Source organism: Planotetraspora sp. A-T 1434 (assembly GCF_025420585.1).
Classification (GTDB): domain Bacteria; phylum Actinomycetota; class Actinomycetes; order Streptosporangiales; family Streptosporangiaceae; genus JAOEGB01.
On record NZ_JAOEGB010000040.1, the window covers coordinates 1 to 22387 of the forward strand.

The 22387-nt window shown below is 71.1% G+C and carries 18 protein-coding genes and 1 pseudogene; 12 read left to right on the top strand and 7 right to left on the bottom strand.

Going from position 1 to position 22387, the window contains the following annotated elements:
* Window positions 1-178 precede the first annotated feature (178 nt).
* The 7 genes from N5079_RS32975 to N5079_RS33005 all read left to right on the top strand — a co-directional run bounded on the left by N5079_RS32975 (window position 179) and on the right by N5079_RS33005 (window position 7843).
* A complete protein-coding gene (locus N5079_RS32975; RefSeq protein WP_261588123.1) occupies window positions 179-820 on the top strand; it encodes an HAD family hydrolase in 642 nt (213 codons plus the stop codon).
* 180 nt (window positions 821-1000) lie between these two features.
* On the top strand, window positions 1001-1528 hold the full coding sequence (locus tag N5079_RS32980; RefSeq protein WP_261588124.1) for a cellulose synthase: 528 nt from the start codon (window positions 1001-1003) through the stop codon (window positions 1526-1528).
* A 318-nt stretch (window positions 1529-1846) separates the two neighbouring features.
* Entirely contained in the window at window positions 1847-2848 is a 1002-nt protein-coding gene (locus N5079_RS32985) for an ABC transporter permease (RefSeq protein WP_261588125.1), read from the top strand.
* 71 nt (window positions 2849-2919) lie between these two features.
* Window positions 2920-4695, top strand: coding sequence for an ABC transporter substrate-binding protein (locus N5079_RS32990; RefSeq protein ID WP_261588126.1), 1776 nt, complete (start codon window positions 2920-2922; stop codon window positions 4693-4695).
* Between the two features lie 63 nt (window positions 4696-4758).
* A complete protein-coding gene (locus N5079_RS32995) occupies window positions 4759-5778 on the top strand; it encodes an ABC transporter permease (RefSeq protein WP_261588127.1) in 1020 nt (339 codons plus the stop codon).
* A complete protein-coding gene (locus N5079_RS33000) occupies window positions 5775-6803 on the top strand; it encodes an ABC transporter ATP-binding protein (RefSeq protein WP_261588129.1) in 1029 nt (342 codons plus the stop codon). Before N5079_RS32995 ends, N5079_RS33000 begins: the two co-directional genes overlap by 4 nt.
* Window positions 6800-7843: an ABC transporter ATP-binding protein gene (locus tag N5079_RS33005; protein WP_261588130.1), complete on the top strand. Its 1044-nt coding sequence runs from the start codon at window positions 6800-6802 to the stop codon at window positions 7841-7843. Before N5079_RS33000 ends, N5079_RS33005 begins: the two co-directional genes overlap by 4 nt.
* Before the next feature lie 276 nt (window positions 7844-8119).
* On the opposite strand, the gene N5079_RS33010 is transcribed toward N5079_RS33005, so the two are convergent.
* From N5079_RS33010 to N5079_RS33030, 5 genes and pseudogenes are all read right to left on the bottom strand, one after another.
* Window positions 8120-8740, bottom strand: a complete 621-nt coding sequence (locus N5079_RS33010; RefSeq protein WP_261588132.1) for an ester cyclase — start codon at window positions 8738-8740, stop codon at window positions 8120-8122.
* A 228-nt stretch (window positions 8741-8968) separates the two neighbouring features.
* Window positions 8969-9161: pseudogene (locus N5079_RS33015) on the bottom strand (IS5/IS1182 family transposase); the annotation flags it as partial.
* Between the two features lie 36 nt (window positions 9162-9197).
* Window positions 9198-9881, bottom strand: coding sequence for a response regulator (locus tag N5079_RS33020; protein ID WP_261588133.1), 684 nt, complete (start codon window positions 9879-9881; stop codon window positions 9198-9200).
* 61 nt (window positions 9882-9942) lie between these two features.
* A complete protein-coding gene (locus N5079_RS33025; protein ID WP_261588134.1) occupies window positions 9943-11157 on the bottom strand; it encodes a sensor histidine kinase in 1215 nt (404 codons plus the stop codon).
* A 111-nt stretch (window positions 11158-11268) separates the two neighbouring features.
* The gene (locus N5079_RS33030) at window positions 11269-12129 is read right to left on the bottom strand and encodes a RecB family exonuclease (protein WP_261588135.1); all 861 of its coding nucleotides are present in this window, start codon (window positions 12127-12129) and stop codon (window positions 11269-11271) included.
* 142 nt (window positions 12130-12271) lie between these two features.
* Between N5079_RS33030 and N5079_RS33035 the strand changes: the two genes are divergently transcribed.
* Both N5079_RS33035 and N5079_RS33040 read left to right on the top strand, forming a co-directional pair.
* Window positions 12272-13396, top strand: coding sequence for a site-2 protease family protein (locus N5079_RS33035; protein ID WP_261588136.1), 1125 nt, complete (start codon window positions 12272-12274; stop codon window positions 13394-13396).
* A gap of 258 nt (window positions 13397-13654) precedes the next feature.
* A complete protein-coding gene (locus tag N5079_RS33040; protein WP_261588137.1) occupies window positions 13655-15271 on the top strand; it encodes an FHA domain-containing protein in 1617 nt (538 codons plus the stop codon).
* Window positions 15272-15428: 157 nt separating this feature from the next.
* Here the strand turns inward: N5079_RS33040 and N5079_RS33045 are convergent, their stop codons facing one another.
* On the bottom strand, window positions 15429-16019 hold the full coding sequence (locus N5079_RS33045) for a TetR/AcrR family transcriptional regulator (RefSeq protein WP_261588138.1): 591 nt from the start codon (window positions 16017-16019) through the stop codon (window positions 15429-15431).
* Window positions 16020-16074: 55 nt separating this feature from the next.
* Between N5079_RS33045 and N5079_RS33050 the strand changes: the two genes are divergently transcribed.
* The 3 genes from N5079_RS33050 (at window position 16075) to N5079_RS33060 (ending at window position 21098) form a co-directional block, all read left to right on the top strand.
* On the top strand, window positions 16075-16977 hold the full coding sequence (locus tag N5079_RS33050; RefSeq protein WP_261588139.1) for a carbohydrate kinase family protein: 903 nt from the start codon (window positions 16075-16077) through the stop codon (window positions 16975-16977).
* 107 nt (window positions 16978-17084) lie between these two features.
* Window positions 17085-18317, top strand: coding sequence for an aminotransferase class III-fold pyridoxal phosphate-dependent enzyme (locus N5079_RS33055; RefSeq protein WP_261588140.1), 1233 nt, complete (start codon window positions 17085-17087; stop codon window positions 18315-18317).
* Window positions 18318-18455: 138 nt separating this feature from the next.
* On the top strand, window positions 18456-21098 hold the full coding sequence (locus N5079_RS33060) for a helix-turn-helix transcriptional regulator (RefSeq protein ID WP_261588141.1): 2643 nt from the start codon (window positions 18456-18458) through the stop codon (window positions 21096-21098).
* Window positions 21099-21140: 42 nt separating this feature from the next.
* On the opposite strand, the gene N5079_RS33065 is transcribed toward N5079_RS33060, so the two are convergent.
* Window positions 21141-22250, bottom strand: a complete 1110-nt coding sequence (locus N5079_RS33065; protein ID WP_261588142.1) for a GNAT family N-acetyltransferase — start codon at window positions 22248-22250, stop codon at window positions 21141-21143.
* Between the last annotated feature and the right edge of the window lie 137 nt (window positions 22251-22387).

Here is a 22387-nt window from a genome sequence, read left to right on the forward strand (position 1 = left end):
CTGACGTACTTCAACGTCTGACGTACTTCAACGTCTGACGTACTTCAACGTCTGACCCGCCGGGGCGCGCTGCGGCGGGGGCCGCTACCCGGCTCCCGCCGAATGCGCGTTCCGGGCCGGCCTCTACCATGTTGGTCCCCCCTCTTATCGTGGGGCGCTCGCCGGGGGAAGGGGTCACGTGGACGCGGTGCTGTTCGACATGGACGGGTTGCTCGTGGACACCGAGCAGGTGTGGTTCGAGGTGGAGGCCGAGGTCGTCACGCGTCTCGGCGGATCGTGGGGGCCGGAGCACCAGGAGCAGCTCGTGGGGGGGTCCTGGGAGCGGACCGTCGCCTACATGCTGGCGCTGACCGAGACCGACGTGGATCCGGCCATCGTGGGGGAGTGGCTGGTCGACGGCATGGAGAGCAGGCTCGCGGGCGGGGTCACGCCCATGCCCGGAGCCCTGGAGCTGCTGCGCAGCCTCGGCGACCACGGCGTCCGGACGGCGCTGGTCACCTCGTCGCTGCGGGTGATCGCCGACGCGGTGCTGAAAAGCATCGGCCGGGAGTTCTTCGAGGTGATCGTCACAGCGGACGACGTCACGTGCACCAAGCCCCACCCCGAGCCGTACCTCACTGCGGCCGGCCTGCTGTCGGTCGATCCGGCGCGCTGCGCCGTACTGGAGGACTCACCGAACGGCGTCGAGTCGGCGACGGCGGCGGGCTGCCGGGTGGTGGCCGTGCCGAGCGTGGTCCCCATCGCCCCGGCCATGGGACGGCTCGTCATGCCGTCGCTGCTGGACGTGGACGTCAACCTGCTCCGCTCGCTGATCGCCTGATCACGTCTGGCGTTCGCGCAGGCGGGGGCCGCTGCGCGGGAACCTGTGCATGATCACGGCCGGGGGGTGCGCTGGTCGGGCGGGGTCCGCGGGAACGTGCGCATGATCACGGCCGGATAGGGAGCGTGGGCGGGCTCCGCGCGTGCCAGGATGGAAGTACGCCGCGTTGAGGAGCCCGTCATGACATTTGACCAGATCACCTGGCTGCCGCTCTGCGCCGGGCTGACGGCCGTCGGGATCGCGCTCAGCTACCTGGCCTTCCGCCGCAGGGGAGCGGCGGCCGGCCTTCGCGCCACCGCCTGGTCGCTGCTGCCGCTGGCCGCCTACCTCACCGGGGTCCACCGGACGCTGTGGAACATCGGCTCCAGCCTCGTCGGCTTCGTCACGGGCCTGGTCCTGTCGCCGGTGGTCTGGGCCGGTGTCGCCCTCGCCGGGCTGTCGGCCCTGCTCTTCTTCGTCTCAGGCGCCCTGCGCGGCCGCGCCCTCTCCCGGGCCCGTACGGCCGGCACGGGAAGCACGGGCGGCACGGCCGGTACGGCGCAGCCGGGCGCGTCCGGCTCGTCCGGCGGCGCGGCGGGAAGGCCAGGCCGGTCCGAGAAGGGGGACAAGCCGGCCGCGGCCAAGCCGGTCGAGCAGTCCGCGGGCAACGCCGCGACCGACGATTTCTCCGACATCGAGGCGATCCTGAAGCGGCGCGGCATCTCCTGAAATCTCAGAGTCTGGGATGTAAGTTACCCGCCAGTGCAATGTCACAGTTCCGCGACACAACCCGTACGGGACTCCGACAAACTTTTCAAGATCAACACGAATGAGTTTCGCGTGAATCACAGTTGAGCCACAGGGAGCCCTGGAGTACTGGTCATCCCAGCTCAGCGCATACATTGTGCGTTTCAGAGGGGCCGTACGACCGGTAGGGCCCCGCGCACAATGTCGTCTGGGATCCAGGGGGCCGACACCCATGGCCGCGCGAAGCAAGGTCATCAACAGGCACAGCACCCGCGTCGTGGGGCCATTGAAGGAGGTTCCATGACCGCGCCGCTGGACGTTTCCGGCACGGAGTTGCAGGCCGCTCCGGAAGCCGTCGTAGAAGGAGCGGGGGGCGCCAAGGCCATTCAGGGCCGTTCGCTCGGTCAGATCGCGTGGATGCGCCTCAAGCGCGACAAGGTCGCCATGGCGGGCGCGATATTCGTGATCTTCCTGATCCTGGTGGCGATCTTCGCTCCGGTGATCACGGGCCTGCTCGGCCACCCGCCGAACGAGTTCCACCAGGACATGATCAACCCGGAGACCATGGGGCCCAAGGCGAGCTGGGGCGGCATCAACAAGGACTTCCTGTTCGGTGTCGAGCCCGTCAACGGCCGCGACCTGTTCAGCCGGGTGGTCTACGGAGCCCGCATCTCTCTGCTCATCGCCTTCTTCGCCACCATGCTGTCGGTGGTCATCGGCACCGTGCTCGGCGTCGTGGCCGGATACTTCGGCGGCTGGACCGACATGATCATCAGCCGGGCGATGGACGTCTTCCTCGCCTTCCCGCTTCTCGTCTTCGCCATCGCGCTGGCCGGGGTCATCCCCGACAAGGCGTTCGGCCTGGAAGGGGACACGCTGCGGATCGTGCTGCTGGTGTTCATCATCGGGTTCTTCAGCTGGCCGTACATCGGGCGCATCATTCGAGGTCAGACGCTGTCACTGCGAGAGCGTGAGTTCGTCGACGCGGCGCGGAGCCTCGGAGCGCGCGGGCCGTACATTCTGTTCCGCGAGATCCTGCCCAACCTCGTGGCGCCGATCCTCATCTACTCGACGCTGCTGATCCCCACGAACGTGCTGTTCGAGGCGGCGCTGTCCTTCCTCGGCGTCGGCATCCGGCCGCCGACCGCGACCTGGGGCGGCATGCTGTCGGACGCGGTGCACTTCTACACGGTGCCGCACTTCATGTTCTTCCCCGGAATGGCGATCTTCCTCACCGTGCTGGCGTTCAACCTGTTCGGTGACGGATTGAGGGACGCACTCGACCCGAGGTCCTCCCGGTAGTTCCAGTAGCCCCGGCAACCCCCGGCTCCTCACAACACCCCCGGCTCCTCACAACAAAGGGATAAACGAGAATGACAAGAAGATCGTTGGTCGTCGCAACGCTGAGCGGCGCTTTACTGCTCGGTGTCGCCGCGTGTGGTGGCGGTTCCACGTCCACGTCGCCGAGCGGTGGCAGCACCGGCGAGGCCGCCGCCCCGGCCGCCGCGGACGCGTTCAACGCGGGCATCGGCAAGGTGTTCAACCCGTCGGACAAGAAGGGCGGCGTCATCAAGTTCGCCATCTCGGACGACTTCGACTCGGTCGACCCGGCGGACACCTACTACGGCTTCGCGTGGGACTTCCTCCGCGTCTACGGCCGTTCGCTGGTCACCTACAAGCCGGCCCCGGGCCAGGAGGGCAACCAGGTCGTCCCCGACCTCGCCGAGAGCCTCGGCCAGGCGAGTGACGACAACAAGACCTGGACCTACAAGCTGCGCACGGGCGTCAAGTTCGAGGACGGCACCCCGGTCAAGTCTGCGGACGTCAAGTACGCCGTGCTGCGCTCGCTGGACAAGAAGACCTTCCCCAACGGCCCGACGTACTTCAACGACTGGCTCGACCTCCCCAAGGACTTCGTCAGCGTCTACAAGACCCCCGACGTCAAGACCGACTCGGCCATCGAGACGCCCGACGACCAGACGATCGTCTTCCACCTCAAGAAGGGCTACGCGGGCTTCGACAACTTCGCCGCGCTGCCCGGGACGATCCCGGTCCCGCAGGCCAAGGACACCGGCGTCAAGTACCGCGAGCACGTGGTCGCGACCGGCCCGTACATGTTCAAGTCGGCGGAGGCGGGCAAGGGCTACAGCCTGGTCCGCAACCCCAACTGGGACCAGGCGACCGACCAGATTCGCAAGGCGCTGCCGGACGGTTACGAGATCGAGGCCAAGGCCAACGCGGACGACCTCGACAACCGGCTGATCAGCGGTGACGTCCAGGTCGACCTCGCCGGCACCGGCGTCCAGCCCGCCGCTCTCAGCCGGGTCCTCGGCGACCCGGCGCTGAAGGCCCGCTCCGACAACCCGACCGCGGCCCGCACCTGGTACTGGTCGATCATCGGCGACGTCAAGCCGCTGGACAACCTCGACTGCCGCAAGGCGATCCAGTTCGCCGCGGACAAGGTCGCCCTGCAGACCGCCTACAACGGCCCGTTCGCCGGTGGCGACATCGCCACCAGCCTCATGCCGCCGTCGATCGCCGGCCACCAGGACTTCAACCTGTACCCGGCCGGGGCCGACAACCACGGTGACGTGGCCAAGGCCAAGGAGGCGCTGACCGCCTGCGGCCAGCCGAACGGCTTCGCGATCAACGCGGCCTACCGCGCCGACCGGCCCAAGGAGAAGCAGGCCGGTGAGGCTCTGCAGCAGGCCCTCGCCCGGGTCGGCATCAAGCTGACGCTGAAGGGTTACCCCGCCGGTGACTACTTCGCGCTGTACGCCGGCAAGCCCTCCTTCAACAAGGAGAACAACATCGGCCTCGCCGCCAACGGCTGGGGCGCCGACTGGAACGACGGCTTCGGCTTCCTGTCGCAGATCGTGGACAGCCGGACGATTCGCGAGGCCGGCAACTACAACATGAGCGTCAAGGACCCGGCCGTCGACGCCCTCATCGACAAGGCGATGACGACCGCCGACGCCACCGCCCGCAACGGCGTCTGGGCCGAGGTCGACAAGAAGGTCATGGAGGACTCGTACGTCCTGCCCGCCGTCTGGGCCAAGGCTCTGACGGTCCGCGGCAAGGGCCTGACGAACGTGTTCGTCAACGACGCCTACGGCCTGTACGACTACCTGGCGCTCGGCGTCCAGTAACAACCAACCGAGCGAGGCTAAGGGGGCCGGCCCGATCGGCCGGCCCCCGGAGCCGGGGGCACAGTGGTCACTTATCTCATCCGGCGCCTGATCGGCGCCGTGGTCATGCTCGCGGTCGTCAGCATGGTCACGTTCTCCATCTTCTTCGTGGTCCCCCGCTGGGCGGGAGCCACCCCCGTGGACATGGCCACCCGTTACGTCGGGCGGACCGCGTCGGCGGAGATGGCCCAGGTCGCCGCGCAGAGGCTGGGCTTCCTTGACCCGGTGATCGTGCAGTACGGCCGGTGGGTGAAGGCCATATTCGTCGGCGCCGACTACGATTACGGCGCCGGGGTGGAGCACTGCTCCGCACCCTGCTTCGGGTACTCGTTCCTCAGCCGCCTTCCGGTCTGGCCCGACATGCTCGACCGGCTGCCGGTCACCGCGTCCCTCGCGATCGGCGCGGCCGTGATCTGGCTGATCGCGGGCGTGGCCACCGGCGTGCTGTCCGCCCTCAAGCGGGGCAGCTTCTTCGACCGGGCCGCCATGAGCGTCGCGCTCGCCGGGGTCTCCCTGCCCATCTTCTTCACCGGCCTCGTGTCGCTCGTGGTGTTCAGCTACGGGAACCCCTTCCGGGTCACGGCTCCGGGCAGCACGTACACGCCGTTCGAGCAGAACCCGGCGACTTGGGCGTACAATCTGCTACTCCCCTGGATCACCCTGGCGTTCCTCTACGCCGCCGGATACGCGCGGCTCACGCGCGCCGGGATGCTGGAGACCATGGGCGAGGACTACATCCGCACGGCCCGGGCGAAGGGCCTGCCGGAGCGGTCCGTGGTCGTGAGGCACGGCCTGCGCGCCGCGCTCACCCCCATCATCACGATCTTCGGCCTCGACTTCGGGCTCCTCCTCGGTGGCGCGGTGCTGACGGAGAGCACGTTCTCCCTGCCCGGCATCGGCAAGTACGCCATCGATGCGATCATCGCCAACGACCTCCCGAAGGTCATGGGCGTGACAATGCTCGCGGCCTTCTTCGTGGTCTTCGCGAGCCTGATCGTGGACCTCCTCTACGCGGTGGTCGACCCGAGAGTGAGGCTGTCATGAGCTTTCTCGAACTGAAGGACCTGCGCATCCACTTCCCGACCGACGACGGCCTGGTCAAGTCGGTCGACGGGCTGTCCTTCTCGCTGGAGCGGGGAAAGACGCTCGGCATCGTCGGCGAGTCGGGCTCGGGCAAGAGCGTCACGTCGCTCGGCATCCTCGGCCTGCACAAGGGCGGCCGGGCCCGGATCAGCGGCGAGATCTGGCTCGACGGCGAGGAACTCGTCAGCGCGAGCGCGGAGCACGTGCGGACGCTGCGCGGCAAGAAGATGGCGATGATCTTCCAGGATCCGCTGTCCTCGATGCACCCCTTCTACACGGTCGGCCAGCAGATCGTCGAGGCGTACCGCATCCACAACGACGTCAGCAAGAAGGTCGCGCGCAAGCACGCGATCGACCTGCTGGGCCGGGTGGGCATCCCGCAGCCGGACCGGCGGGTGGACAGCTATCCGCACGAGTTCTCCGGCGGCATGCGGCAGCGCGCGATGATCGCGATGGCGCTGAGCTGCGACCCCGAACTGCTGATCGCGGACGAGCCGACCACGGCGCTCGACGTGACCGTGCAGGCGCAGATCCTCGACCTGATGCGCGACCTCCAGCGCGACTTCAACGCCGCGCTGATCATCATCACGCACGACCTCGGCGTCGTCGCCGAGCTGTCCGACGACATCCTGGTCATGTACGGCGGCAAGTGCATCGAGTACGGCACGACCGAGGACATCTTCGAACGGCCCGAGCACCCGTACACCTGGGGTTTGCTGGGGTCCATGCCACGCCTCGACCGTGAGCCGACCGAACGGCTCCTGCCGATCAAGGGCTCACCGCCCTCGCTGATCAACGTGCCGAGCGGCTGCGCCTTCCACCCGCGCTGCGCGTTCGAGGACCGCACCGAGGGCCGGGCGAAAACCGAGGTGCCCGAGCTGCTGGAGACCGAGGGCGGCCACCTGGTCCGCTGTCACATGCCGCGTGACCTGCGGCGGGCCATCTGGGAGAACGAGATCAAGCCGAACCTGGAGGCCGCGTCGTGAGTGAGCTCAGCGAGCGAACCGGTGAGCCGTTGCTGTCCGTTCAGGGGCTGAAGAAGCACTTCCCGGTCACCAAGGGCCTGCTCCAGCGGCAGGTCGGAGCGGTCAAGGCCGTCGACGGCGTCAGCTTCGACGTCCTCAAGGGCGAGACCCTCGGCCTGGTGGGGGAGTCGGGCTGCGGCAAGACGACGACCGGCCGTCTGATCACCCGGCTCATCGAGCCGACGGGCGGGAAGATCGTCTTCGAGGGTCACGACGTCACGCACCTGTCGCAGGGCAGGATGCGCCCGCTCCGCCGCGACGTCCAGATGATCTTCCAGGACCCCTACAGCTCGCTCAACCCCCGGCACACGGTCGGCGCCATCGTCGGCGCGCCGTTCCGGATCCAGGGGATCAAGACCGAGCACGGCACTAAGAAGGCCGTCCAGGAGATCCTGGAGCTGGTGGGCCTCAACCCGGAGCACTACAACCGCTACCCGCACGAGTTCTCCGGCGGCCAGCGGCAGCGCATCGGCATCGCCCGGACGCTGGCGCTCAAGCCGAAGCTCATCATCGCCGACGAGCCGGTCTCCGCGCTCGACGTGTCGATCCAGGCCCAGGTGGTCAACCTCCTGGAGGACCTGCAGAACGAGCTCGACCTCACCTACGTGGTGATCGCGCACGACCTGTCGGTGGTCCGGCACATCAGCGACCGGGTCGCGGTCATGTACCTCGGCAAGATCGTCGAGCTGGCAGACCGCAAGAAGCTGTACGAGTCGCCGATGCACCCGTACACGACCGCGCTGCTGTCGGCCGTCCCGATCCCGGACCCCAAGCGGCGCACGCAGCGCGAGCGTATCCGCCTCCAGGGCGACGTGCCCTCTCCGCTCAACCCCCCGCCCGCCTGCCGGTTCCACACCCGCTGCTGGAAGGCGCAGGAGATCTGCAAGACGGTCGAGCCGCCGCTGGAGTTCCTCGCCCCCGGCCACCAGGTCGCCTGCCATTTCCCCGAGAACGCCCCCGCCTCGGAGGCCACGGCCGCCCCCGCCGCGTCGGCGGGCTGACAGCCCCGGAAAGATCTTCGTCCGCCGGTACGGCTCCCGCCCCCGTCCGCCCAGACGGTCTGCGGGAGCCGTACCGCCGGCGGTCTAGCGGTTGGCGCCGACCGCGGCCGGTGACGCAGAGTGCCCGTGACCATGAGTGATCATTGCTGTTCTCTGGGCAGCTTGATCATCAGAGGACCACGGGCACGGACGACGATACGACGTTGCTGCTCGACCTGGACGGCGGCCTAGGCTCATGCCCAGGTCATGGCGACCGGCGGACGCAGCCGCGCAGCGCTACTGGGCGGCGGGGGTGACCTGGACGGGAGGGGTCTCACCGCGGAGTTCGGCGAGGAACCTGCCGAAGTTCCCCTCTGACCAGTGTTCGACGGACTGGCCTCCTACCACGCGGTCGATGGAGATGCCACTGAGGCGCACCACGCGGCCGGACGCAGGGATTCCGAAGATCGTCCCCGTATGGGTGCCCCCCAAGATCCAGCGTGTGACGACCTTGTTGCCTTGCACGATCTGGTCCAGCACGTCCAGCCTGAAACCGGTGAGCCCCTGCTTGATATTGAGGTCACCCTTGATCCAGTCCTCGCGCTTTTCGGGGCCGTTGAACCCGTGGAGCACCAGGTTCTTCGAGATATAGCGGTCGAAGCCGGCGGCGAGGTCGCCGTTGTAGCTGGCGTAGTACGCCGCCATGACCTGCCTTGGCGACAGCGGGTGGCGGTTGGACGGCTGCGACGCCGGTGACGACTGTGACGAGGCGCCGTGCGATCCATGGCTCTGGGCCCCGGCCGGGATGGCTGTGGCGGTCAGGGCGGCGGCGACGGCGAGGCCGGTCATGGCTCCGACCATCCTGCGCCGCTTGGGCGCGAGGGTGGATGCGGCCTTGGGGGATTTCGTGGAGAACATGTCAACTCCTGAGGGGGGTCGGATGCCTTGGCGGCATTCGAACTACTTGAAGACAACCACATAGATCCTTGACGCGTCAAGGATTGACGGATCAAAAGTTGCTGCGGCAACTCTTGACGCGTCAAGTGCTTGCTCAATAGCCCACACCGAGGGCGGGCAGGGGGCGGGCAGGTGGTAACGCTGAGAGGCTCGAACGCACGCAGCGCGGCGACGCGAACTCCGTTCGGCCCCGGCGCGCCCCCACGCCTTCAGCCGGCGACGGAGGGTGCGATCTGAGCAGGCGGCGGCGATCCGCTCATAGCCCGAGCCATGCACGCACGAGACTGTCGATGACGTGCTCGAACACCACTCGGACGAGGATCCGGCGGCGGTGCCAGCCGAGCGGGTGATCGGGGCGGAACTCGGGGCGATCTCCACCGATCGCCGCGTGGAATTTCGCTAAGGGAGAGCGCTGCGTTTACGGCAAGGCGCCGGGGGTGATCAGGCCGGTCTCGTAGGCGAGAACGACCGCCTGCACCCGGTCGCGCAGCGCGAGCTTCGTCAGCACGTTGCCCACGTGGGTCTTGACCGTCGTCTCGCTCACCACCAGCTCCGCGGCGATCTCCGCGTTCGACATACCCTTGGCGATCAGGCGCAGGACCTCCAGCTCACGCTCGGTGAGCCGGTCCAGCCGGGCCGGGGTCGCCTGTTGCTGGGCGGAGGGCAGCCGAGTCGCGAACCTGTCCAGCAGCCGCCGGGTCACGCTCGGCGCGACGATCGCGTCGCCCGCCGCCACCACCCGGATGGCCTGCACGAGATCGTCCGGCGGCACGTCCTTCAGCAGGAACCCGCTCGCCCCGGCCCGCAGGGCCTCCACGATGTACTCGTCCAGGTCGAACGTGGTCAGCACGAGCACCTTCGGAACGTGCGCGCTCGCCGGGGCCTCCCGGACGATGCGCCGAGTCGCCTCGATGCCGTCCATCCCCGGCATGCGGATGTCCATGAGCACCACGTCCGGCAAGAGCGCCCGCGACTGGTCCATCGCCATCGAGCCGTCTCCGGCCTCACCGACGACCGTGACGTCCCGCTCGGCCTCCAGGATGAACCGGAACCCCGTGCGCAGCAGTGGCTGGTCGTCGACCAGCAGGACGCGGATCGTCATGATCCGCCCGAGAGAGATGCCGTCCCCAGCGGGGGAGGGGTGGAGGGGATCACCCTGGTCGTCATGGTCTGTCCTTGAGGGGGAACCGGGCCCGGACCTCGAACCCGCCCCCGCTCCGGGGGCCGATCCGCAGGACTCCACCATAGAGCGCCACACGCTCCCGGATGCCCACCAGGCCGTGCCCGGTGCCGGTGGCCCGCCCCAGCTCCGCCGCCGCGCCCCGCCCGTCGTCCTCGACGTGAACCGTCAGCTCGCTCGGCTCCTGCCGTACGGTCACCCAGGCGCGGGCGGCGGGACCGGCGTGCCGGAGGCTGTTGGTCAGGGCCTCCTGGACCAGGCGATAGGCCGCGAGGTCCACCCCCGGAGGCAGGCCCTGGTGCTCGCCCTCGATCCAGAGCTGGGTCCGCAGGCCGGCCTCCCGCATCTGCTCGACGAGCGTCGGAAGGTCGCTCATGCCCGGCTGCGGCCCCCGCTCGGCGGGGCCGTCGGTCCGGAGCACCCCGACGATGTTGCGCATCTCGGCCATGGCCGTGCGGCCCATCTCCTCGATCGCGGTCAGCGCGTCGCGCGCGACATCCGGGTTGCTGTCGAGCATCTTGCGGGCCGCCGAGGCCTGCACGGTCATCACGCTGACATGGTGCGCGACCACGTCGTGCAGCTCGCGGGCGATGCGGGAGCGCTCCTCGGCCCGGGCCGCCCGCGTGTCGGCCTCCCTCGCCCGCTCAAGCCGGTCGGCCCGATGGACCAGCTCCGCCAGGTACGCCCGGCGCAGCCGGACGCTCCGGCCGCTGACCCAGCAGAGCATGATCACCACGGCTACCACGAGGTGGTCGGCCCACGACAGCGGGCCCGCCCCCAGGGCGACGCTGATGCCGTACTGGGCGGCGCAGATGGTGAGGCCGGCCAGGCTCAGCGCCAGCCCTCGATAGGCGGCCACCGTATAGAGCAGGACGAGCCCGGCGATCTCGCTGAAGCCGCTGTTGTAGCTGAGCGCGTCGAGCGCCCACTGCGGGACTCCGGTCAGCACGAGCAGCACGAACGGCCAGCGCCGCCGCAACGCCACCGCCATGGTGCACAGCGCCGCCAGGAGGACGTTCAGGGCGTCCGAAGGCCGGAGGTCCAGCTGTGGGACGTCCTGCCAGCGGGCCAGCGTCTCGGGGCTCGTGAGCAGGATCAGCGCCGACGAGCCGGTCGTCAGCACCACCGCGAGGATCAGGTCACCGATGAAGGGATGAGCTCGGAGCCAGGACCGGTAATCGCCGAGGGTGGTGCGCACGTATCAAATTTAGGTCGTCACAGGATCACACCACCCTGCTCGCGACGGATATCCCGCTCATTCGATCGGATGAGACCGCACCCGCCGCGGGTCTTCACAGCTCACACGTCTTCACAGCTCATCCGTGGCGGACCTCCTCGAGACGCGCGGCGACATTCCGGGCTCGCGGTCCGGGACGGGCGGGGGAGTGCCCCCGAACTCGGGGCACAGCGCCTGGTGGTCGCACCAGTCGCACAGGCGCGAGGGCCGGTGGCGCCACTCCTTGGTGCGGATCGCGCGCTCGATCGCCACCCACAGGGCCTCGACCTTCCGCTCGGTGGCCCGCAGGTCGGCCTCGTCCGGGACGTACCGGACGATCTCCCCATTGCCCAGGTACATGAGCTGGAGCATCCGCGGCACGGTCCCGTTCACCCGCCACAGGGCCAGCGCGTAGAACTTCATCTGGAACAGCGCCTTGGCCTCGAAGTCGCGCCGCGGCGCCGTGCCCGTCTTGTAGTCGACGACCCGGACCTCGCCGGTGGGGGCCACGTCGAGCCGGTCGATGTAGCCGCGCAGCAGCAGGCCACTGTCGAGCACGGCCTCCACGTACATCTCCCGCTCGGCGGGCTCCAGCCGCTGCGGGTCCTCCAGCGTGAAGTAGCGCTCGACCATCCCCCGGGCCTGCCCGAGCCACGCGTCGCGCTCCTCGTCGGCGGTGAAGAGCCCGGCGTACTCCGGCTCCTCGGCCAGCAGCCGCTCCCACTGCGGCTCCAGCAGGCCCTGCGCCGCCGCGACCGTCCGCGCCTCGGCTGGCAAGTCGTACAGCCGCTCCAGCACGGCGTGGACGAGCGTGCCGCGGACCGCCGCGGGGGAGGGCCGCTCGGGAAGCTGGTCGATCACCCTGAACCGGTAGAGCAGCGGGCAGGTCATGAAATCACCGGCACGAGAGGGGGAAAGGGCGCCGATGATCGCGCGCTCTTCGGCGAGGGTCATGCCCGCACTGTAGGACACCGGGGCGACAGAACGCGCCCGGCCGTGCCCCGGGCGGCGGCGGTTCGCCGGTCGCCCGCGAGCTCTTAGGCTGATCTCACCTCGTGGCGCGTAGCATCGAGGTCAAGGAGGGAAGGCGGCCATCATGAGCACACCTGTCAACGGATCCCCGGGGCTGCGGGTGGGGCGTCCGTTCGGCATCCCCGTATACGTCTCGCCGACGTGGCTCATCGTGGCGGCCTTCATCACGATCAGCTTCCAGAAGGTCTTCGCGGGGAGGCTGCCCGGCTACAGCGAGGCCGCCACTTACGCGGTCGCCCTGGCCTTCGCCGTCCTCCTCTACCTCTCGGTCCTCCTGCACGAGCTGGCCCACTGCGTGGTCGCCAAGCACTACGGTCTCCCGGTGCGCCGCATCACCCTCTACCTGCTCGGCGGGGTCTCCGAGATCGAGCGCGAGCCGGAGACGGCGGGACGCGAGTTCAACGTGGCCTTCGCCGGGCCGCTGGTCTCGCTGGGGCTCGCGGGGATCGGCTACCTGGTGTCGCGGTATCTCCCGTCCGAGGGCATCGTCGCCGTGCTGGTCCTGCAGCTGTGGTCCTCGAACCTCATCGTCGGCATCTTCAACCTGCTGCCCGGCCTGCCGCTCGACGGCGGCCGGATGCTCAGGGCCGGAGTCTGGAAGATCACCCGCGACTCCACCACGGGAACCGTGGCCGCCGCCTGGGTGGGACGCGGAGTGGCGGTCGCCGTGGTCGTGATCCCCCTGATGCTGAACCTGATGGCGGGGCAGGATCCCTCCTGGGACACTCTCTGGCTGGTCGTGCTGGCGTCCTTCATCTGGATGGGGGCGTCCCAGTCGCTCAGGGTGGCCCGGGTCCGCGCCCGGCTGCCGCAGCTCCGCGCGCGACTGCTCGCCAGAAGGGCGCTCCCGGTCACCGCCGAGGTCCCGCTGTCGGAGGCGCTGCGGCGCGCGAACGACGCGGGCGCGGGCGCCATGGTGGTGGTCGACCACGACGGGCGGCCCGTCGGCATCGTCAACGAGGCCGCCATCAACGCCACCCCCGAGCAGCGCAGGCCGTGGGTCAACGTCGGCTCCCTGGCCCGGACCCTGGAGCCCTCCCTGGTCCTCGGCGCCGACCTGGAGGGCGAGTCGCTGCTGGACGCCATGCGCGGCACGCCATCGGGGGAGTACCTACTGGTCGAGCGCGGCGGCGAGATCTACGGTGTGCTGGCCACGGCCGACGTCAACCGCATGTTCTCCGGTGTCTGAACGGCCCGGCCCCCTTCTTTTGCCGCACCCTTTTTGTCGCACTCGTCTTCCGGGTCGCCTGGAGCTAGTGTTCTCGTGAACTGATCAGGAGTGTGAAGTGGCGAGCCCGTCAGGTGCCGGTGACGTTGAACGCCACCCTGCGTTCCAGGCTGTACGGCCGGGTGGCGTCGACTCCGGAACGCCGTCTACCGTTCTTTTTGCTACGTTCTGTGGTGATCAATGCGGTCGTCCGGTGGCGTTTCCGGGAGGGAGAGTTCTGTGACGGAACAGGGCGTGGGGGTGGTCCGCCCGCTGCCGGGTGAAGGCGTCGTCGCCCATCTGAACGGCTTGCTGGTGGTGTGCGCAGCCGGTCCACTGGTCGAGGAGCTGCTGGGAGCGCTCCGCGAGACCGCGGCGACCGGCGGGGACGGGCGTGCGCTGGCGCGCCGGGCGGCCCAGGTCCTCGCGCGAGCCATGGACGGCCCGGGCGCGGGGGAGCCGGTGGCCTGCGCGATCGCCGGCCCGGCGGGAGGCGGTGTCGCGGTGCTGGTCAGCGGCGCCGCGACCGCGACCGTGTCCGGCGGCCCCGACGGCGATGTCCACCTCAGCGGGCGTGACGCCCTGACCTGGACCGACCGGCTGGTCAACGGTCCCGTGGCCAGGATCGAGCTGCGCCTTCCCGGGGCGGGGCCGTCAAGCCCGTATTCCCGGTTGGACGGTGGCGTCGTGGCCGGAGCGGGCGTCGAGTGCGACTTCACCCAGGCCGGCGACGTGGCCTTCCTGCCTCCGCCACTGCGCCCGCCGGCGCAGCACCAGGCGCCGCGGCTCCCTCCGGCGGGGCCGCCGGAGCCGATCGCCGCGCGCGGGCCGGTCGTGCCGCCGCCCCCGTTGCCGCCTCTGCCGCCGATGCCCCCGGCGGGTCCGCCCCGTGACTCCGCGCCGCCGCACGTGTCTCAGCCGATGCCCGGTCCCGGCCCGCAGCCGCTCCCGCCGTCCGGCCCGTCGGGTTCTCAGCCGCTGGGGTCACAAGCGCCGGGATCCCAGTCGTCGCAGCCGCTGCCGCCGTCGTCGGGCGTGCCACCGCTTCCCCCCGCGCCTCCTCTGCCGTCCACTGGTCCGTCTTCCAGCCCGTCTGCTGGGCCCTCCTCCGACCCGTTCCCCGTCCCGCCGCCCGCGCCGCCGTCGGAGCAGGTGCCGGGCCCGATCTCCGGATCGTCGGCCCCGCACGCGTCCCCGCCGCTGGCGGACCCCCGCCCGGCTTCGGGCCCGGCCGACGACGGCCCGCAGCGCCGGGACGACGGGCGTGGCTCGGGCGGCTCCGGGGGCACGGGCGGCACGCCGTTCGAGCCGTTCCGGTCCGCCGGCGACGATGACCCGGGGGAGGCCACCCAGCTCGACGCCACCCCCGACCTTGAGCCCCGGCCCATGGTGTACGGCGTCGACTGCAAGAACGACCACTTCAACGACCCGCGCGCGCCGTACTGCGCGGTCTGCGGCATCCCGATCGACCAGCGCTCGGTGGTGCCGTACAAGGGGCCCCGCCCGTCGCTCGGCGTGCTGCTGCTGGACGACGGGATGACGCTGCCGCTGGAGACCGACTACGTGCTGGGGCGCGACCCCGAGCGGGCGCCGGAGGTGCAGTCCGGCGAGGCCCGCCCGGCGCGGGTGACCAGCCCCGACGGCTCGGTCTCACGGCGGCACCTGCGGGTCGCGCTGGACAACTGGGACGTCACGCTCATCGATCTGGAGTCGGTGAACGGCACCCAGATCCAGCCGCCCGGCGACCCCAACTTCTACGACATCCCGCCGAACGAGCACGTGGCGATCCCTCCCGGCACGACTGTGCGCCTCGGAGTGTCGCGGACGATGCGGTACGAGTCCCACCGCGACGCGTAGCGCCGGAGCCGGGGCCCGGCGTCGGCATCCCGGCTCGGCCGGCGGTCGCCTCGGCCGGTGCTTACGGGCTGAACTGGTCGAGCTCGCACAGGGTGAACTGGTCGAGCTCGCGCGGGATGAGCCGTTCGGGCCGGTCGGCGGTCGCCCTGCCCGCGGTTTACGGGCCGAGGTGGTCGAGCTCGCGCAGGATGAGCCGTTCGAGGCGAGCGGCGGTCACCCTTCCCGGGTAGAGCAGCCGGTGCACGCTCAGCCCGTCGACGAGCGCGAGCAGCCGCTCGGCGACGTCTTCGAGGTCCTCGTCCGTCCGGATCTCTCCTGCCTCGGCCGCCGACTGGAGCAGACTGACCACCAGGTAGCGCAGCTCGGCGGCCTCCCGCCGCTGGACCTCCAGGAGGCCGGGGCTGGTCAGGCTGCGGCCCCAGAACCCGATTTCGAGGCCGGTCTCCTGGACCCGGTCGTCGTCGAGCGGGACGTTGTCGAGCAGCACCTCCCGGAGCGCCGCGAGGCCGCCGAGGCCGGACAGCTTGTCCGCGAGCCGCCCGGCGATCCGGCGGTGCGACGTTTCCAGAGCGGAGACGAGGATGTCGTCCTTGTCGGCGAAGTAGTGGGTGAGCACCCCGTTGGAGTATCCGGCCTCCTTCGCGATGGCCCGGGTGGTCGCGGCCTCGATGCCGTCGCGGAGGATGATCCTGCGGGCGGCCGCGACGACCTCGCCGCGACGCTCCTCATGGTCAACAATCTTGGGCATTCCGGCGCCCCCTTCCCGTTGACATTTTAGTCGGACGCCCGTCTATTATCCGCACATGACGGTTGTCACGGTTGGCGTCCACATCGTGGACGTCCTGGCGCGCCCGGTGGAGTCCATTCCGGCCGGTCAGGACACGCATCTGCTGGAGCAGATCCGCATCACCGCGGCGGGCGCCGCCGCCGGCACCGCGGTAGACCTCGCCAAGATCGGCGTTCCCGTGGCGTCCCTGGGCGCGGTGGGCGACGACGAGCTCGGCGACTTCCTCATCATGATCATGGAACGGCGTGGCGTCGACGTCGGCGGGATCGTCCGCAAGCCGGGGGAGCAGACGGCGGCCTCCATCCTCCCCATCAGGCCGGACGGCGGGCGGCCCTCCTTCCACGTCCCGGGAGCCAACCTCGGGTTCTCCGTGGCCGATCTGGACCAGGAACGGATCACCGGCGCGAAGATCGTGCACCTCGGCGGCATGGACGTCACCTGGGGGCTGCACGATCCCGCGTTCTTCGCGCTCCTGGACAAGGTCCGCGAGAACGGCGCCGTCGTCACCATGGACCTGCTGTCCAACATGCCCGATCTCATGCCGGGTGTCATGGCGTTCCTGCCCCACGTCGACTACCTGCTGCCCAACGAGGAGCAGGCGCTCATGCTGACCGGGGCGGCCACCGCCGAGGAGGCCGCCGCCGCGCTGCTCCGCCAGGGGCTCCGGGGCGTGCTCGTCACGCTGGGCGCCGAGGGCAGCCTGGTCGCCACCGAGTCCGGGCACACGCGGATCCCCGCGCTCGACGTGCCGGTGGTGGACACGACCGGCTGCGGCGACGCCTACTGCGCGGGCTTCGCCACCGGGCTGCTCGCCGGCCGCGACGTCGTGGGAGCCGCCAGACTGGGCACGGCCGTCGCCGCCCGGGTGGCCGGCGGCCTGGGCTCCGACGCCGGACTCGACGGCCCCGTCACCGATTAGGCACGCCGTACCGGCCCCCCTTTCTCGCGGGCCGTACGGCGCGGACCGCGCGTGCCGGGCCCAGCGGGAGGCGGGCCCCACATCGACGACTTCGAACAGGAGAACCCATGCCCGAGATCCCCGGCGACGCCTCACTGCGGGAACGCGCCGCCAAGGTCATCCCCGGTGGCATGTACGGCCACCTCAACGCGGCCCTGCACGGTGACAAGTACCCGCAGTTCTTCGTCAGGGCGGAAGGCGCGCGGCAGTGGGACGCAGACGGCCGCGAGTACGTGGACCTCATGTGCAGCTGGGGCCCGATGATCGTGGGCCACCGCAACCCCCGGGTGGAGGCGGCCGCCGCCGCCCAGCAGGCTTCCGGCGACTGCCTCAACGGCCCCGGCCCCGTGATGGTGGAGCTGGCGGAGTTGCTGGTCGACCTCATCCCGTCGGCCGACTGGGCGATGTTCTCCAAGAACGGCACCGACGCCACCACACAGGCCCTCATGGTGGCCAGGGCCGCGACCGGCCGGACCAAGGTGCTGGTGGCCCACGGCGCCTACCACGGCGCGGACCCGTGGTGCACTCCCGGCCTGTCCGGGGTGACCCCCAACCAGCGCGCCGACTCCATCGAGTTCACCTACAACGACCTCGAGTCCGCCGAGGCCGCCGCGGCCCAGGCGGAGGGAGACGTCGCCGCCATCCTCGTCACGCCGTTCAAGCACGACTCGTTCGAGGACCAGGAACTGGCCGAGGCGGCCTTCGCCACCGGGATCCGCGCCCTGGCCGACCGGCTCGGCGCGGCCCTCGTCATCGACGACGTGCGGGCCGGGTGGCGGCTGGACCTGCGGGGTTCCTGGGAGCCGCTCGGCGTCCGGCCCGACCTGACGGCCTGGAGCAAGGCCATGGCCAACGGCTTCCCCATCGCCGCGGTCACGGGCGCCGACGCGCTGCGCGGCGCGGCCCAGTCGCTCTACTCGACCGGGTCGTTCTGGTTCTCCGCCACCGCGATGGCCGCGGCCAAGGCGACGATCGAGATCCTCCGCGAGACCGACGGCGTGGCGCTCATGCACCGCGCGGGCTCCCGCCTGCGGGAAGGGCTGGCGGCGCAGGCGGCCTCCCACGGGTTCGTGGTGAACCAGACCGGGCCGGTGCAGGTGCCGTGGCTGTCCTTCGAGGGCGACGCGACCCTGGAGAAGGCCATCCACTGGGCCGGAGCCTGCCTGGACGAGGGCGTCTACCTCCACCCGTGGCACAACTGGTTCCTGTCGGCCGCCCATACGGACGCGGAGATCGACCGCGCGCTGCAGGGCACCGACGCCGCCTTCGCCAAGCTCAGGGCCGCCTTCGGCGCGGAGTGACGCGGGAGCCCGCCGGGGCGGGCGGCGCTCCTGCTCGGGCGCGGGTGTTGCGGTCGGCGCTTCTGGGAGACCGGCTGCGGTTCCAGCGCGGGTGGTTGCGGGCGCGCCTCCTGCGTATGATCCCGGCGAGGAGGGACCGTGGATCGGTGGCCGTTCGCCGGGCGCTCGGGGGAGCTCGACCGGATCGCGGGCATGCTGCGCGAGGGGCGGAGCGTCGTGATCGCCGGGGACGCCGGCGTGGGTAAGAGCCGGCTCTCCACACAGGTGCTGGAATCTCCCGCCCTGCGGGATTTCGCCGTCGAGACCGTCCGCGCGACCCAGGCCGCCGCCGCGCTGCCGTTCGGCGCTCTCGCCCACCTGCTTCCGGCGGTCGTCCCCTCGGAGGTGTCCAACCCGCTCCGGTGGGCCGCAGACGCCGTCCTCGGAGCGGCCATGCGGGGAGGGCCGCCACGGCGGCCGCTGATCCTGGCCGTTGACGACGCGCACCTGCTCGACTCGATGTCGGCCGCGCTGGTGCACCTCCTGCCGCGCCTGCCGCCCGACCTTGCCCCGGTCAGGCCCGGCCAGGCCCGGATCCTCGCGACCGTCCGTACGGGCGAGCCCGCACCCGACTCGGTCGTCGAGCTCTGGAAGGACGGCCTGGCGACGCGGGTGGAGCTGGAGTCGCTGTCGGAGGAGGACTCCGCGGCGGTGCTGGCCGGAGCGCTGGAAGGAGACGTCGACCCCACCACGGCGAGCCGCCTGTGGCGGGTCACCAAGGGCAACGTCCTGCTGCTGCGCGAGGTGGTGCTCGCGAGCCGGGCGACCGGGGCCCTGCGGGCCGAGTCCGGGATGTGGCGCCTCGACGGTGAGCCCGCCCTGGCCCCACGGCTGGTCGAGGTGATCGACCAGCGCCTCGGCCGGCTCGACGCCGCCGAGACGCGGGTGCTGGAGCTCGTCGTGCTGGGCGAGCCCGTCGGCCTGGCCGAGCTGGAGTCGCTCTGCCCGCCCGAGGCGGTGGAGGCGGTCGAGGCCAGAGGGCTCATCCAGGTGGCCGGGGACGGCCGGCGCCAGCGGGTCCGCCTCACCCATCCGTTGTACGGCGAGGTCATCCGGTCCCGCTGCCCCGACCTGAGGGCGAGGCGGCGGGTCCGGGAGCTGGCGGAGGCGGTGGAGGCCACCGGCGCGCGCCGCCGTGAGGACACCCTCCGCCTGGCGGTCTGGTGGCTGGACGCCGGGGACGCCCCCGGCCCCGCCGTGCTCCTGGCGGGGTGCGAGGCGGCCTGGGCGCTGCACGATCTCACGCTGGCGGCCCGGCTCGGCTGGGCGGCGCTGCGCGCGGGGGGCGGCATGAGCGCCGCCATCACGCTCGGCATCGTGCTCAACTACGCCGAGCGCCACGACGAGGCCGAGGCGATGTGGGGCGCGGTCACCGACGAGCCCGCCGACGACCGCGAGCGGGCCGGTTACGCGATCGCCCGGGGCCACAACCTCTACTGGGGCCTCGATCGGCACGAGCCGGCGATGAGGATGCTGACCGACGCCGAGGCGTCGATCCGCGACCCTCTGTGGAACCAGCACGTCACCGCCCAGAGAGCGGCCTTCCTCGTGTTCGGCGCGCGCCTCGGCGAGTCGCTGCCCGTCGCCACGGGACTGCTCGCCGCGTCGCAGGGCATCATGATCGACGCGCAGGCCCACGCGGTCGCGACGCTGGCCCACGGCCACAGCGGCCGCACCGCGACGGCCCTCGAACACGCCCACGCGGCGCTGAGCTCCGTGGACGCCTGGCACAGCGCGGTGCCGAACGTCCTGCCGGCGTCGCTCATCGGTGCGGGGCTGGCCCATCTCTTCGCGGGCAAGCCGGGCGAAGCCGAGGCCCTCGCCGCCGGAGCCCTGCGGAACGGTGCCGAGTATGAGAAGTGGGACCTGGCTGCCACCATGCTGAAGGCTCTCCTGGCGCAGTCTGGACGGCTGTCCGGCCGCCTCGCCGAGGGCGCGCGCCACGCGGCGGAGTCCGCGGCGCACGGGTCCGGCGCCGTGGCCGCCATCGGCTCTCTCGCGTGGGGCGAGCTGGCGCACACGGCCGCCCTCATGGGAGACCTCGGCCGCGCCCGCCAGGCACTGCGGGAAGCGGAGCGGCGCCGCCTTTCCTCCACGCGGATCCTCGGTTTCTGGGCCGACCACGCCGCTGTCTGGCTCGCCGCGATGGAGGGCGACGCCGGCGGCGCGTTGTCGCTCGCCGCGGAACTCGCCGAGGGGTGCCGTGCCGTCGGCGCCCTGGGCCACGAGATGATCACCCTGCATGATGCCGTACGGCTCGGCGCGGCGGCACGGGTGGTGGGGCGCATCGAGGAGATCGCGCCCCTCCACGACGGCGACCTCGCTCCCGCCTGCGCCGCTCACGCCCGCGCCGCCGCGTCCGGCGACGGGGCGGCCCTCGACCGGGCGGCGGAGACGTTCGACGGCCTCGGCTTGCCCCTGCACGCGGCCGACGCGTTCGCCCAGGCGTCCCTCGCCCATGGAGCCGCCGGCCGTACGGCCCCCGCGCGGGCGTCGTCGGCCCGTGCGTGGGCCCTGTCCCGGCGGTGCGAGGCCGGGGTCACGCCCGCCCTCGGCCGCCTCCGGGCTCCCGCCCTCACCCCCAGAGAGCTGGAGATCGCCCGCCTGGCCGCGTCCGGGCTGACCAGCAAGGAGATCGCCGCACGGCTGTTCGCCTCGTCCCGGACGATCGACAACCACCTGTCCGCGATCTACGCGAAGCTCGGCATCTCGGGACGCGGCGACCTCGGAGGGCTCGTCTGAGGCCGCCGCGAGGTCTGGCCCCCGCGGACCGTATCGTCCCAATCAGCGCGTGCGGGCCCACTGGAGGTCGTCGACGCGGGTGCCGCCGGGCCCCGGCAGCAGGTCCTTGACGAGCACCTCGCGGGTGAACCCGGCCCGTTCGAGCACCCGGTGCGAGGCGGTGTTCTCCGGGGCGGTGCCCGCGACGATCCGCCACAGCGAGGTGTTCTCGAAGGCCCACTCGACGAGCAGGTTCACCGCGCGCGTCGTGAGGCCCCGCCCGCGATGGCGCGGGTGCAGGCTGTAGCCGATCATGGCCTGGCCGAGGGGCGGGATGATGTTGGTGAGCTGGATGTCTCCCGCGTACTCGCCGGTCTCCGCGTCCCGGATGGCGATCGAGGCCATCTGCCCCGCGAGCCACCGGTGGCCCGCGTAGCGGCAGCGCGCCACCGTCTCCGCGTAGTCCGGCGTCACAGGCGGGACGTGGTATTTGACGATGTCCGGGACCGACGCCACCGCGTGGCGGTCGGCGGCGTCGCCCGTGGTGAGCGGCGTGAGCAGCACGACGCCGTCCGTGAGCGAACCACCGGGGAAGCCCCCGGGGAAGAACGGCAGGAACGGCTCGATGGGGTCGCCGGGGTCGGTGGACAGCCGGGCGAAGGCCACCATGTCGGCGCGGGAGCCGTCCCTCGACGCCTGCGCCCCGCGCAGCACCCCCTCGTGCTCGAAGCCGGCCGCGTAGGCGACGCGCTGGCTGACGATGTTCTCGACCCCCGCGAGCAGCGCGAGACGCGGCAGGCCGTGCGCGAACGCCCACTCGGAGAGCGCCCGGACGGCGGCCGTCGCGACTCCCCGCCCCCGCGCCCAGGGCGCGACCCAGTAACCGACCTCGCCGTTGCCGAGCCGGTCGACCGGCTTCAGCCCGATCACGCCGAGGAGCTCCGCCTCCCCGGGGCCGGCGATCACGAACTCGGCGCCGCCCGCCTCCCAGCCGCCGGGAGCCAGCTCGGTGATCCACAACAGCGCGTCGTCACGGGTGTACGGCGACGGGACAAGGGGAATGAACCGGGCGATATCCGGATCGGCGCAGGCACGCGTGATCCCGTCGGCGTCGCTCGTCTCGGGAGTCCGTAGAACCACTGGACCGGCGGAAATGACCTCGTGGGGCAACATGTCCCATTGCTACCAGCCGCCCCGCTCCGGCGGCCATCCCATTTCCCGGTACGGCCCGCCTCCCGTCGCCTCCCCGTACGGCCCGAGGCCGCCTGAGTAGGCGCCTCGCTCCTGATTGAGTAATCCGCTACTCAGGC